The sequence below is a fragment of the Pectobacterium betavasculorum genome (assembly GCF_000749845.1).
Taxonomy (GTDB): Bacteria; Pseudomonadota; Gammaproteobacteria; order Enterobacterales; family Enterobacteriaceae; genus Pectobacterium; species Pectobacterium betavasculorum.
In genome coordinates this window covers 116801-129548 of sequence record NZ_JQHM01000008.1, presented here as the reverse complement: position 1 = coordinate 129548, position 12748 = coordinate 116801, and the positions used below count along the sequence as shown (strand labels likewise).

The 12748-nt window shown below is 49.2% G+C and carries 15 protein-coding genes and 1 rRNA gene; 7 read left to right on the top strand and 9 right to left on the bottom strand.

The features are described from left to right. Nucleotide 1 precedes the first annotated feature (1 nt). Nucleotides 2–117, top strand: a 5S ribosomal RNA gene (rrf, locus tag KP22_RS15625). 275 nt (nucleotides 118–392) lie between these two features. Here the strand turns inward: rrf and KP22_RS15620 are convergent. The 7 genes from KP22_RS15620 to KP22_RS15590 all read right to left on the bottom strand — a co-directional run bounded on the left by KP22_RS15620 (nucleotide 393) and on the right by KP22_RS15590 (nucleotide 7027). Then, a complete protein-coding gene (locus KP22_RS15620; RefSeq protein ID WP_039325148.1) occupies nucleotides 393–1154 on the bottom strand; it encodes an amino acid ABC transporter ATP-binding protein in 762 nt (253 codons plus the stop codon). Nucleotides 1155–1162: 8 nt separating this feature from the next. Then, nucleotides 1163–2257 carry an amino acid ABC transporter permease gene (locus KP22_RS15615; protein ID WP_039325147.1) on the bottom strand — a complete coding sequence of 365 codons (1095 nt, stop codon included), beginning with the start codon at nucleotides 2255–2257 and terminating at the stop codon, nucleotides 1163–1165. A 9-nt stretch (nucleotides 2258–2266) separates the two neighbouring features. Then, nucleotides 2267–3445 carry an amino acid ABC transporter permease gene (locus KP22_RS15610; protein ID WP_039303937.1) on the bottom strand — a complete coding sequence of 393 codons (1179 nt, stop codon included), beginning with the start codon at nucleotides 3443–3445 and terminating at the stop codon, nucleotides 2267–2269. Nucleotides 3446–3509: 64 nt separating this feature from the next. Continuing rightward, nucleotides 3510–4535, bottom strand: coding sequence for an amino acid ABC transporter substrate-binding protein (locus tag KP22_RS15605; protein WP_039325146.1), 1026 nt, complete (start codon nucleotides 4533–4535; stop codon nucleotides 3510–3512). A gap of 384 nt (nucleotides 4536–4919) precedes the next feature. After that, the gene (locus tag KP22_RS15600; protein ID WP_005975327.1) at nucleotides 4920–5585 is read right to left on the bottom strand and encodes an amino acid ABC transporter permease; all 666 of its coding nucleotides are present in this window, start codon (nucleotides 5583–5585) and stop codon (nucleotides 4920–4922) included. Between the two features lie 119 nt (nucleotides 5586–5704). Then, nucleotides 5705–6472 carry an amino acid ABC transporter substrate-binding protein gene (locus KP22_RS15595; protein ID WP_039325145.1) on the bottom strand — a complete coding sequence of 256 codons (768 nt, stop codon included), beginning with the start codon at nucleotides 6470–6472 and terminating at the stop codon, nucleotides 5705–5707. 156 nt (nucleotides 6473–6628) lie between these two features. Next, nucleotides 6629–7027 (bottom strand): winged helix-turn-helix transcriptional regulator, encoded by a 399-nt coding sequence (locus KP22_RS15590; RefSeq protein ID WP_039303947.1) that lies wholly within the window; start codon nucleotides 7025–7027, stop codon nucleotides 6629–6631. 142 nt (nucleotides 7028–7169) lie between these two features. Here KP22_RS15590 and KP22_RS15585 point away from each other — a divergent pair, with 142 nt between their 5' ends. The 4 genes from KP22_RS15585 (at nucleotide 7170) to KP22_RS15570 (ending at nucleotide 10855) form a co-directional block, all read left to right on the top strand. Then, on the top strand, nucleotides 7170–7682 hold the full coding sequence (locus KP22_RS15585; protein ID WP_081923387.1) for a nuclear transport factor 2 family protein: 513 nt from the start codon (nucleotides 7170–7172) through the stop codon (nucleotides 7680–7682). Nucleotides 7683–7759: 77 nt separating this feature from the next. Further along, a complete protein-coding gene (locus KP22_RS15580; protein WP_039325150.1) occupies nucleotides 7760–8950 on the top strand; it encodes an aldo/keto reductase in 1191 nt (396 codons plus the stop codon). Between the two features lie 281 nt (nucleotides 8951–9231). After that, a complete protein-coding gene (locus KP22_RS15575) occupies nucleotides 9232–10377 on the top strand; it encodes an endonuclease/exonuclease/phosphatase family protein (RefSeq protein ID WP_039303949.1) in 1146 nt (381 codons plus the stop codon). 67 nt (nucleotides 10378–10444) lie between these two features. Beyond that, complete coding sequence (locus KP22_RS15570; RefSeq protein WP_039325144.1) at nucleotides 10445–10855, top strand: ASCH domain-containing protein; 411 nt, start codon at nucleotides 10445–10447, stop codon at nucleotides 10853–10855. A gap of 169 nt (nucleotides 10856–11024) precedes the next feature. Here KP22_RS15570 and KP22_RS15565 read toward each other — a convergent pair whose 3' ends face one another. Both KP22_RS15565 and KP22_RS22555 read right to left on the bottom strand, forming a co-directional pair. Beyond that, nucleotides 11025–11396, bottom strand: coding sequence for a hypothetical protein (locus KP22_RS15565; protein WP_039325143.1), 372 nt, complete (start codon nucleotides 11394–11396; stop codon nucleotides 11025–11027). A 417-nt stretch (nucleotides 11397–11813) separates the two neighbouring features. Continuing rightward, nucleotides 11814–11999, bottom strand: coding sequence for a YlcI/YnfO family protein (locus tag KP22_RS22555; protein WP_039303957.1), 186 nt, complete (start codon nucleotides 11997–11999; stop codon nucleotides 11814–11816). Between the two features lie 186 nt (nucleotides 12000–12185). Here KP22_RS22555 and KP22_RS21880 point away from each other — a divergent pair, with 186 nt between their 5' ends. Together KP22_RS21880 and KP22_RS15550 are read left to right on the top strand one after the other, a co-directional pair. Continuing rightward, the gene (locus KP22_RS21880) at nucleotides 12186–12374 is read left to right on the top strand and encodes a host cell division inhibitor Icd-like protein (protein WP_072012595.1); all 189 of its coding nucleotides are present in this window, start codon (nucleotides 12186–12188) and stop codon (nucleotides 12372–12374) included. Next, nucleotides 12367–12558, top strand: a complete 192-nt coding sequence (locus KP22_RS15550) for a hypothetical protein (RefSeq protein ID WP_039325141.1) — start codon at nucleotides 12367–12369, stop codon at nucleotides 12556–12558. The genes KP22_RS21880 and KP22_RS15550 overlap by 8 nt, the downstream gene beginning before the upstream one ends. Nucleotides 12559–12748: the final 190 nt, after the last annotated feature.

The window sequence follows — 12748 nt, the reverse complement described above, 5'->3', positions numbered from 1 at the left end:
GCCTGGCGGCGATAGCGCGGTGGTCCCACCTGACCCCATGCCGAACTCAGCAGTGAAACGCCGTAGCGCCGATGGTAGTGTGGGGTCTCCCCATGTGAGAGTAGGGAACTGCCAGGCATCAAATAAAGCAAAAAGCCCAGTCGGAAGACTGGGCTTTTTGTTTTATTTGTAGTTTATTGGTGAGCGCGCTCTGGAGCAGGACAAATCCGCCGGGAGCGGATTGGCACGTTGCGAAGCAACGGCCCCTTGGGGCGGAAGTTGTTTTCTGCCCGACATTACTCCAATGAGTTGATATGAACTGCAATCAACTTCGTACAGTGCGAGCCGTGAGAACCATTATAATTTCGATGCAGGGGAAAGCCTGCGCAGGTACGCAGGCTGGTTATTCTGGATTAGTGCAAAATTTGTGAAAGAAATGACTGCGTGCGCTCTGAACGAGGGCTAGAGAAGAAGATATCAGGTGGTGCTTGTTCTACGATCTCACCCTGATCCATAAAGATCACTCGATCAGCGACGGTTTTAGCGAATCCCATTTCGTGCGTTACGCACAGCATCGTCATTCCATCTTGTGCCAGCCCCAGCATGGTATCCAGTACTTCTTTCACCATTTCAGGATCCAGTGCAGACGTCGGTTCGTCGAACAACATAATCTTGGGCTTCATACACAGCGAACGCGCGATGGCAACGCGTTGCTGTTGCCCTCCAGATAGCTGTCCCGGAAACTTATGGGCATGTGCGGCGATACGTACACGTTCCAGATAGTGCATTGCCAACTCTTCAGCCTCTTTCTTTGGCGTGTGACGTACCCAGCATGGCGCCAGTGTGCAGTTCTGCAATACGGTTAAGTGCGGGAAAAGATTGAAATGCTGAAACACCATGCCAACTTCAGTACGAACTTTTTCGATGTTACGTAAATCGTTATTCAATTCAATACCGTCAACAACAATCCGCCCCTGCTGATGTTCTTCGAGATGATTAATGCAGCGTATGGTGGTCGATTTCCCCGAGCCGGAGGGGCCACAGAGCACAATGCGTTCCCCTTGTCTGACCTGCAAATTGATGTCTTTCAGTACATGAAATTGTCCGTACCACTTATTCACATTCTCTAAGGTAATCATGTGATCGGTTGATTGAGTTAATGCAGTCTGATTCATGGATGGCCTCAGTGTGACTTGTGTCCGGTGTTAAAACGATTTTCCAGATGTTGGCTATAGCGCGACATGCTGAAACAGAAAATCCAGTAGACCATAGCGGCAAAAACGTAACCTTCTGTCGACATACCCAGCCATGTGGGGTCGACGGTTGCCTGCTGGATGCTGCTGAAGAGATCGAAAAGGCCGATGATGATGACCAGACTCGTGTCCTTAAAGAGAGAAATGATGGTGTTCACCAGACCTGGGATAACCATTTTCAGCGCTTGGGGAAGGATGACCAGCCCCTGCATACGCCAATAGCCTAAGCCCAGAGATTCAGCGGCTTCATACTGTCCTTTAGGAAGTGCCTGCAAGCCACCGCGAACCACCTCGGCGACATAAGCGGATTGGAATAAAATCACGCCAACTAATGCCCTTAGCAGTTTGTCGATAGTGGTGCCTTCCGTTAAAAACAGCGGCAGCATCACGGATGACATGAAAAGCACGGTGATTAACGGTACGCCACGCCAGAATTCGATGAATACAACGGACAGCATACGGACAATCGGCAGCGTGGAACGGCGGCCTAATGCGAGTAGGATGCCAAGCGGCAGCGCACCGGCGATACCCACTGCGGCGATAATCAGCGTTAACGTTAGCCCGCCCCACTGATACGTTTCCACTCGACTGAGCCCGCCAAAACCACCGTAAAGCAGCCACCAGGCGATGAGTGGGTAAGCCACTGTCCAGACGGCAATGTAACGTCCGCGATAGGGAATGGTTTTCAGGAACATCGGCAGGATACTGAGCAGCCCGATAGTGAGTGCAAAATTGATGCGCCAGACTTCTGTTGCTGGATACAACCCATACATGAAATGACCAAATCTGGCATAAATGAAGACCCAGCATGCACCATCACGCGTACAGTCATTACGAGTTGTGCCAATCCAGTTAGCCTGAAAAATTGCCCAGTTGAGCAGCGGCGGTATGGCAACCCATAATAGCCAGAGGCAAAACAGTGTTAACAGGCTATTACCAATACTTGAGAAGAGATTACGCCGCGCCCACTGTATTGCTCTGAGATGAGGCGGCTGACGGTCTTGCGTATAATGATTCATCGTCATGACGTCCTCTTAGCGCTCGACTAACGCGATTCTTCGGTTATATAGATTCATCAACAGCGAGATCAGTAAGCTGATAATGAGGTAGACCGACATGGTAATGGCGATGGTTTCGATAGCCTGACCCGTCTGATTCAACACGGTTCCCGCGAATAGTGACACCATATCTGGGTAGCCAATGGCAGCCGCTAATGATGAATTTTTCACGATGTTGAGATACTGACTGGTCAGCGGTGGAATAATGACGCGCAACGCCTGTGGGAGGATGACTTTACGCAGCGTTACGGGATTGGGTAAGCCGAGAGAACGCGCTGCCTCATGTTGACCATGAGAAACCGATTGAATACCAGAGCGAATAATCTCGGCGATAAACGATGAGGTGTAGACCGAGAGCGCAACCGTCAATGCAGCTAGTTCAGGGATCAACACCATACCGCCGCGGAAATTGAATCCTTTTAATTCCGGCACATTCCAGTGAAAAGCAGGGCCGAAAACCAGATGGCTGAGTGTGCACAGGACAAGTAACAAGCCTAACGTCAGAGGCCAGGTTCTACGTGCCTGACCGGTTAAAGCGTGATAGCGCTGGTTACGCCGAAAGACGCCCCATGTCACTACCAGCGTAATCAATAGAGAAAGAAAAAACGCAGCAGTGCCTTGCCCCATCTCTGGAGATGGCAGATAAAAGCCTCGGTTGCTGAGGAACGCGATATCAAATGCACTAATGGACTGGCGCGGGCCCGGCAGATTTCGCAATACGGCAAAATACCAGAAGAAGATCTGCAATAACGGCGGGATATTACGGAATATCTCGATGTAAATGTTGGATATTTTCCGTAATAGCCAGTTATCGGATAGCCGAGCAAGACCGATGGTAAAGCCGAGAATAGAAGCAAATATGATGCACAATGCTGAAACCAAAAGCGTGTTGAATAGCCCAACAAGAAAAACGCGGGCGTAGGTGTCGCCCTGTTGATAGTCAATCAGGTGTTGGACGATGCCAAAGCCGGCGCTTTTATTCAGAAAATCGAAGCCAGAGGTAATACCTCTTTGTGCCAGATTGGTCACGGTGTTGTGCAACAGGTAGGCTGCGACAGCCAATACCGCGATAACAACGACAATTTGATACAGCCAGGCGCGCACCGCTGGATTAGTCAGTGATAAATCACCTTTTACGGTTGGGCGTTGTAGCATGCTGAACCTCTATACGGGGCACTGAGGGGCGCAGCAATACACTGCGCCCGAGTTGTTCTGATAATTAACGTACCGCTGGTGCGTACTGGATCCCGCCTTTGTTCCACAGTTCGTTCAGGCCGCGCTTAATTTTCAGCTCGCTGCCCATACCGACATTACGTTCAAATATTTCGCCGTAGTTACCAACCTGTTTGATGATTTTGAATGCCCAATCATTCGGTAGTTTGAGATCTTTGCCGTAACTGCCTTCATGACCAAGTAGGTGAGACATATCTGGCGTAGTCGGTTTTGCTGCCAGTTGATCGACGTTTCTCGAGGTCACACCCATCTCTTCGGCATTCAGCATGGCGAACAGCGTCCAGCGTACAATAGAGAACCACTCTTCATCGCCACGGCGTACGACCGGGCCCAGAGGTTCTTTGGAAATCACTTCTGGCAGAACGATGAATTCAGCAGGTTTGCTCAGCTTGATGCGCAGTGCGTACAGCTGTGACTGGTCTGATGCCAGCGTATCGCAACGGCCAGATTCCAGCGCTTTGGCACTTTCATCAGAGCGGTCGAACGTGACGGGGGTATACTGCATTTTATGCGTTTTGAAGTAGTCCGCGACGTTCAGCTCGGTATCGGTTCCGGCCTGAATACAAACGGTTGCGCCATCCAGCTCTTTTGCACTGGTTAAGCCCGCTTTGTTATGCGTCAGGAAGCCAATGCCGTCGTAGTAGGTTACGCCAGTAAAGAGCATACCCATTCCGCCGTCACGAGAGGAGGTCCAGGTGGTGTTGCGCGACAGCACGTCAACTTCGCCGGATTGGAGTGCGGTGAAGCGCTCTTTCGCCGTCAGCGGCGTGTATTTGACTTTATTGGCATCACCGAATACGGCAGCTGCAAGACCGCGGCACACGTCAACGTCAATACCGGAGTATTTGCCACTGGCGTCTGCATAGGAAAAGCCGGGTAAGCCATCACTGATACCACATTGCACAAATCCTTTCTTCTGAATGGCGTCCAGCGTTGCACCAGCATGGGCTTGGTTGATGGCGGCAAAGAATGACGCGCCAGCAACCAGAGTAGAAATCACTATTCTTTTCATAATCATCCTAGCGTCTAGAGTTATCTGCTGTTGTTGCAGTACACAGTTGTGTTGCGGCGCACAATAAGGTGCACCATACCCGTCTGTCGGTATGCCGACGTAAGCAGAGCAAAGCAAATAAAATGCCAGTTTTTTATTTGCTTGATAATGAAGACGAAATGGAATGGTTATTGATCTAAGTAGGTAATTCTAATTGGGTATGTGCGCACTGTGACAAATGCAAAGAAGGCAATGCGCCCTTTTTTGGTGCGCTAAAAGAGAGTGTGGGATATTTCTAGCCAGTGCGAGTATTTTCAGGTGTGGGATTGCCTGTTAAGCAGGGAGAAATGAGGTGTGTGGTAACGTCATCAGCCCATCGGGTTGCGTGGGCTGATGTAGAGAATGCTAGTGTGTGATGTGACGCTGATAGTACTTTTCGAGCTTAACCTGTAGTTGGCTCAGCACCGTACTGAACATCAGATAAATCAGTGCAGCCTCGACATACAGAATCAGAGGTTCATAGGTAACGGAAACGATACGCTGAGCGGATAAAAACATCTCCGGCACGGTAATAACGGCGGCTAGCGACGTATCCTTGATCAAGGAAATAAACGTATTGGAGAGCGGCGGTAGCGAAACGAAAACGGATTGGGGGAAGATGACCCAGCGAATCGCCTGCCTGCCATTCATACCGAGAGAATAGGCGGCACTCCATTGGCCTTTCGGGACAGACAGAATTGCCCCACGAACGATCTCCGAGCTATAGGCTCCCACACTGACGGTGAAACCAATAAGTGCAGCGGGGAAGGCATCCAGAGTAATGCCTGCGCTAGGCAGCCCATAAAAAATCAGGAAAAGCTGTACCAGCAACGGCGTTCCACGAATGACCCAGACGTAGAAATCTCCCAGCCATTTCAGCGGCTTTGGGCCATAGAGGCGAACCAGCGCGATGAGAATGCCGAGAGCTAAGCCAAAGATGAAAGACAGGATAGCCAGAGGGACAGTAAATTTCAGTCCCGCAGACAGCAGACTCCAGAAGGAGTCTGCCATGAGTTGTAGCCAAGGCGGCATGAAAACGAGCTCCGATAACGGTATGCGCTAATCACAGCGCGCGCTGATAACAATTGCATTGATAACAATTGCAGTGATAACAATTGCATTGATAACAACACGCCCTGGTAACAGTGCGATTATTGAGAAACATCCTCCCCGAAGTATCGCACAGATATTGTTTTATAGGTGCCGTCTGCTTTGATTTCATCCAGAGCTTTATTCAATGCTTCCACCAGTGGCGCCTGGTTTTTACGCACCAGAATAGCGGAAGGTTCGCCGTCTTTTGAGGTTGCCGCAATCTTCACGTTGGCATCTGGCTTATGCTTTTTGAAATCCAGGAATGACAGATTATCGTTTAACGTGGCGTCGGCACGGCCGCTGAGAACCAGATCCAGCGACTGGTTAAAGCCGTCCGTTGGTACAATTTCTGCGCCGTAGCTGGTGGCTTGCTTCGAATAATTACTGGTCAGGCTTTGTGCCGATTTTTTGCCTTTCAGATCGCTGAAATCTTTAATGCTGGTGTTATCACCACGAACAACCAGCACGGCTTTGGAATCAATATAAGGCTTAGAGAAATCATACTTAACCTGACGTTCCTTGGTTACGCCAACCTGATTGATGACCGCATCGTAGCGTTTGGCATCAATACCGGCGATTAAGCCGTCCCACCGTCCTTCAATGAACTGAGCTTTCACACCGAGCTTTTCTGCTACCGCGCGACCAACGTCCACATCGAAGCCAACCAGTTGTCCTGATTTATCATGATAGGTGTAAGGCGCGTAGGTGCCTTCTGTACCGAACTTGATAACCCCTGCGGACTTGATGGCGCTAAGGTCATCAGCATGAGCGAATACGCTGGTAGCAAGCAAGGCGCTGGTCAGTAAAGCAAAACGTATTTTTTTCATTATGAATTCCTGTGAGTGGTATGCAGCGATGTGCTTATAACTTTTGCTAATAATGAATCTACGCGACAACACATCTGTTTATAAATCACGTTGTGTGATGGTTTATATCAGAAGTGAATATAGTGGCTTTGCGTCATTTTGGCGATGTTGCTCACCTTACTGCGTGAACAGACTATCCGCCTCATTTGAGGTGTTTTGTGCATGTAAAATGGAGGGGAGATTGCCCTCTATCCATAGGGCCAGCCCCTCGACAAGTTTGCTGACTTCTCTGCCCATTGGCGTTAGCGAGTAGTCGACATGCGGCGGGATAACGGGATGTGATACACGTAAAACAAAACCGTCATGCTCCAGCGTTTGCAGCGTTTGCACCAGCATCTTTTCGCTAACACCACCCACTGTTCGCCGTAGTTCACTGAATCGATAGGTGCGCTCACGTAGTGCCAACAGTACTAATACCCCCCAGCGGCTCGTCACATCACGCAGAATGGTTCGTGATGGGCACGCTTCTGCCATCACATCAGCACAGGTAAAACGTTGTGAGGATTCTGGCGTCATGTTTCTCTCCTGATTTAGTCATATCACACTAACTTTTTGGTGCGTACTTGTAAAAAAGTTAACGGCATCGTAATTATCTCAAATGTTATTTCCTGATACCACCGTACACGATTCCCGACCACTCAATAGCAAGGTGATTCTTATGATAAAGACACTGTTTCTAACGGCAACACTGGGATTAAGCCTAACGATCGGCTCCGTATACGCTCAAACACCGGCGTCCGTTTCCCGTAACCCTGAGGCGTTGTTTACCAGCCCCGATCCCGCACTAAACGCGAACAAGCAGGTGGTTTACCGCATCCTCCGTGAATTGCTTGACGCGGGGCATTGGGATAAAGCGGATGAACTCCTGTCTGCTGAGTATTTACAACATAACCCGAACGCCCAGAGCGGTCGTGCCGCGGTTGTTGATTACTTTACCAAGGTGCTCAAGGTTAAGCCTCAGCCGCTCCCTGAACGGCTAAATATGAAAATCATTGCCGTGGTAGCGGAAGGCGATTTGGTTACGGTGCTTTATCCGCGCGCCGTTCGTGACCCGAAAGCCGCAGGGGGTTCCTATACCACAACATGGTATGACACGTGGCGTATTAAAGACGGTAAAGCGGTAGAACATTGGGATCCTGCGTTACTGGGGGAAGCCCCCGATTTACGTTGAATGAAAAGATGGTCTTACGCCGTTTTTCTGTCGTGGGTATCGCGCAATCAATAATCATCGACGAAGAGGTATGCAGTATGGAACGCAGAAATTTTCTGAAGCTGGCTGCTGGAAGTGCCGCTCTTGTGGCAACAGGGCGTGCGTTTGCCCAAACGGATAATGCGAATGGGGTTATTTCAGCTTTTCAACCCCTGACGGTGCAGGGAACGGTGTTGCCGACGCGTGGCAGGGTTACAGGTACGGCATTACCACTCAATGCCCCTGCAACGAAGGATATCCGCTATCGGACACCTTTCCGCTTCGGTATGGGGGGCACACAGATTGGCAATATTTTTGCCCCTATCAGTGATGAGTTGGCACACTCTACGCTACAAGCCGCGTGGGACGGCGGTGTTCGCTACTACGATACTTCTCCTTTCTACGGTCACGGCCTTTCCGAACATCGGCTCGGGAGGTTCCTGCGTGACAAGCCGCGCGATCAATACCTTGTTTCTACAAAAGTGGGGCGTATTTTTCATCCCAGCAGAACGCCGTTGCCTGACTCGCTATGGGCGGACAAACTCAACTTTTCTTATGAGTATGATTATACCGCGGCAGGTGCCCGACGCTCTGTTGAAGACAGTCTGCAACGGTTAGGGTTGTCCAGTATTGATATCGTCTACATTCACGATCTCAGCCCGGATAATACAGAATTGCCTACGCCGTGGACGACATCATTTGAGATTGCGCGTAACGGTGCGATGGCTGAGCTGGAACGGATGCGTTCGGAAGGGCTCATCAAAGCCTGGGGTTTCGGTATCAACCGCGCTGACGCTGCCGTGATGGCGGCTGCGTTGGACAAAGGGCTAACACCGGATATTGTTTTACTTGCCTGCCAGTACAGTATTATCGACCATCAGGAAACACTGACAAAAACGTTTCCGGCTTTGGCGAAAAAAGGCATTACGGTGACGGTAGGTACGCCGCTTAACGACGGTTTTCTGGGGGGGAGAAATCGTTACCACTTTAGCAATGATCTTCCTCCCGGCGTAGTTGAGAAGCGGGCTCGTTTAGCCACTATCGCAGATCGGCACGGTATTGACATTCGTACGGCGGCGCTTCAATTTGCTGCTGCACCGCCAATCGTATCGGCCATTATTCCTGGTGCTCGTGCTCCTGGACAGGTCGAAGCCAATATCCAGTCGATGAAGGTGAGTATTCCAAAGGGCTTTTGGGACGAGCTCAGGGAGCAAAAACTGATTGCTGCCGATGCGCCGATACCCACCTGATACAGTAGGCATAAAACCTCATCGCTTACTGACCCGCGTGAGGTGGCAGATGAACCGATTTACATCATGAAAACGGTGATAGTGAAATAAAAGCGTAAAGCGTTTCCGGCTGGGGTTTTTCATTGCGCCTTATACTTTATTCATTATCACGTTATTCCCGTTATTCGTATTGTCATCAAGCCTTTCCGCATTTTTACTTTCTATGCAGCGTGGTTGTCACAATAGAAGCCTACTCTTAAAGAGGACTATTGCTTCTGTCGTTATCCGTTAAGGAGACAACAATGAAGATCCGTATCGCCAGCTATAACGTTGAGAACCTATTTCATCGCACCGCGATTCTTAACCTCCCCGACTCCCAGCAGATCGATGCCTTGTTGGAACAGGTCAGGCAGCTTCAGCAACTTCTCGAACAGCCCCAATACGATGATGCCTTGAAGGATAAGGTATTCCGCCTTTCTATCGCACTCCGTCCTTATATTGATATCCGTACCGACGCAGGCACGTTGGGGAGATGGAAAAAGGAGGAGGCTGGTACGGGTTTCAGGATCAATAAAAGCTGCCGTGGTCGTGGAGATTGGATCGGTGAAATTGTGTTTAAATCGCAGGAATTCAGCAGCCAACAGCGCAAGAACACGGGCAAGATTATTAACCTGCTTAACGCCGACATCCTGTGCGCCGTTGAAGTCGAAAACATGGATGTACTACGGGATTTCAACAGTCAGGTACTCGGGAAAAAGAAATTTAGTCAGTTCGTGATGATCGACAGCCCGAATGACCCACGCGGCATTGATGTTGCCTGCCTGACGCGTTATCGAATCGCCCAGCTACGCACCCATATTTTTGATGCCGGAAAGCAGTTCGACCCCGTATTTAGCCGTGATTGCCTTGAAGTCACGCTGGATGCTGGCCTCAAACAGCCAATTTATATCCTGTGCAACCATTTCAAAAGCCAAAGCGGTCAAACAGAACAAGAGCGACAGCGTGGGGCGCAGAAGCGCCGTGACCAATCCGAACGCGTCGCAGAGATTGTCCAACAGACTTACGATCTCAAGAAGGATTATGTGGTGATTCTCGGCGATTTGAACGAAGACTCGTCAAACCCCTGGCAAAGTTTGGCTCCGCTGTTTTCCCTGTCGAATCTGCACCCTGTTATTGACCCTGAACGTCCGGAAAAAGAGCGTTATACCTACTATTTCGCTGGTGGCAAGAAAGGTGCGCGGTTAAATCAACTGGACTACATTTTCCTTTCTGCACCGCTGCATCAGGCGGTGGTGGGGTGGGGCGTCGAGCGACGGGGGATTTATAATATCGACAAAATTGCCGCCAAAGAGGGCGCGGAACCCGTTACGCCGCTACCGGAAGTGACATCATGGGACACGGCTGCGTCCGACCATGCGGCGCTCTGGGTGGAAGTGGATATTACCTGATGGTCGTTTTACGGCTATGATGGCGTGAGAGAAGAAAGCAATCATAGCCGTATAACAGAGGAAGATGATGAGCCATAAACAAGGATTGGAAAAGTACCCAGACGCGCTGCGCTGGGCGTTTGGCGATAGCCCCGAGCTGGCGGATGAACTTCTGCAACTAGTGCGGGAAGGGCATAAAACGGCGACCTGTAGCTCGTATCACGCGTTTAAAAACGAGGAAACGCCACAGGTCGGCGATTACAACATCGTTCTGGACGGTGCCGGACAGCCCTCCTGCGTGATTCGAACGCGCTCGTTAACGCTGGTGCGCTACTGCGATATTACTGCTGAGATGGCGGCGAAAGAAGGCGAAGGGGATAAAAGCCTGGCTTTCTGGCAGCAAGCACATCAGGAGTTTTTCGAACGAGAAGGCACCTTCGCCCCAGATATGCTGCTGGTGTGTGAAGAGTTTGAGCTGGTTGAGTGCCTCAAGGTGTAAAGCAGACGTTAGATTTGGGAAAAACATCCTTGGTAGCAGTTGTTGGAATGTGTTTGAATTTTAATATGGCTATTCAATGTGGACTCCCGACTGCCTTGGCAGGCAATCGGGGTCACAATGGAATCTGTCCAGTAATTTCATTTTACAGCCTTGATAGGCGGTAAATTCATCACTCCTGAAGATGCTTAAACAGAAAACGCCCTATCTCATAGGTGGTTAAATCCGGATCAAGTTTGCTTTCATCCATACCTACAGAGCTGCCTGCCTCAACCAATATTTTTTTCATATTACTTACCTTAAGCCCGTCTTTGGTGACAAGAATCTTCCCTTTAGGCAGCTTATGAATCATATAATCTTTGAAGCGGTGAGTGTCCTCATCGTCTGATAAAGTAAAATTTTGTCCAAGTGATGATTTTAACGACTTATTCTCTTTTATTAAGTTCAAAATAACATCATCAACTGTCATCCCGAAGTCATTAACATATTCCTTAAGGCTCTCTTCCGTTGATTTTTTTAGTCTAAAATTAGAAAAATCACTCATAACGCCATCCTCACACAATTTAGTATGAGTTTTATATTACAGGGAAATACGGATAATACAACATTTTTTGTATCGGACAAAAATAAGCAATATCTAACGAGTTTTGATGTATTTCGCTAGTTCAAGTGAACCCGTCTCTATAACGGATTTACCATGTCATCAGGATTTGCCCCAATACACGCTGAGCATGTATTGGGGCAAATCCTCTCCTTAGTTCCCAAAAGCCTTTCAGAACCACGCAGATGAATCCTGCACTCATACAAGCTATAAGGAGTTTCGAACCTCAATAAGAGATAACATCGACAAAAAGGAATCTACAGGAATGGCTTTTGGGTTTTCTCATACGACCACTTCTGGCGTGATCTGCCTGCCAAACTAACCACGAACCAGTACAGCCTAATCTACCCGCAATAACAATCAGTCTTTGGATTCGTCTTTGGGCGATTTGCGCTGGCGGCGTTTTATCTCGCCTTTTACTGCGGTGATGATGAATTGCGCTTTTGTCTCACCTGCTTCAAGGCTACTTTCCATTTCAGCAACAACATCGTGCGGGAACCGTGCATTCAACTGCTGTGACTTGTTGTTAATTGAACCCGTTGCCATTACTGGATCTCCATGTGCTAAGTGCGATTCAGTATACGTAAAAATAACTCTAAAAAATACCTTGAGGTGCGATTCACTTGGGCGTAATGTTAGCTGCATAGGTGCGATTCACCTATGAAATGCGAAGCTCGGCAGTGTTGGAGCACTAACCGAGCCTCTAACCACAATGTTATTGGAGCTAACACTATGGCTGATATCCAGTCTACCCAAACTCGCCCCGAATTTCAGTATCGCTTTCTTGCTCTGGGCACATCGTCCCAACGTGTCGTGCATATTATCGCTACCACCGAACGTCAGGCACGAGAACATTCTCCCGATGGCTTCGTCATGGTTTTCGCTGGTCGCCTGCCCGTTCAGGAGGTGCGCCATGTTTGATAACACTCCGTTAGAACCCGAAGAAGCGCTCGAGCAGTGTCGTGCGCTGGCTTATGCCATTGTCGAATTGAACCATCCAGAATCGAAAGAGATTTTAACGTTCGTGTTAGCGGAACGGCTAGATAACCTGCACCGACTCTTTCATGCGTCAGAAACGGATAAACCAGAGGGAATGAGTCATTAGAAACAGACTCCTCATCTTGCAGACGCAATGATTCAGACCGCCACGCTAAGGCCGTTTCTGCCTAAATCGAAGCAAAGAAAAAGGCGCTTAACCAAAAGAGGTAAAGCGCCTTTTTTCAAATGCTTAACTGATTAGTATCAGTTCATGCCGTACATTTTTATTTCCTGTCTTCATGCTTCCTTGTGTTTCT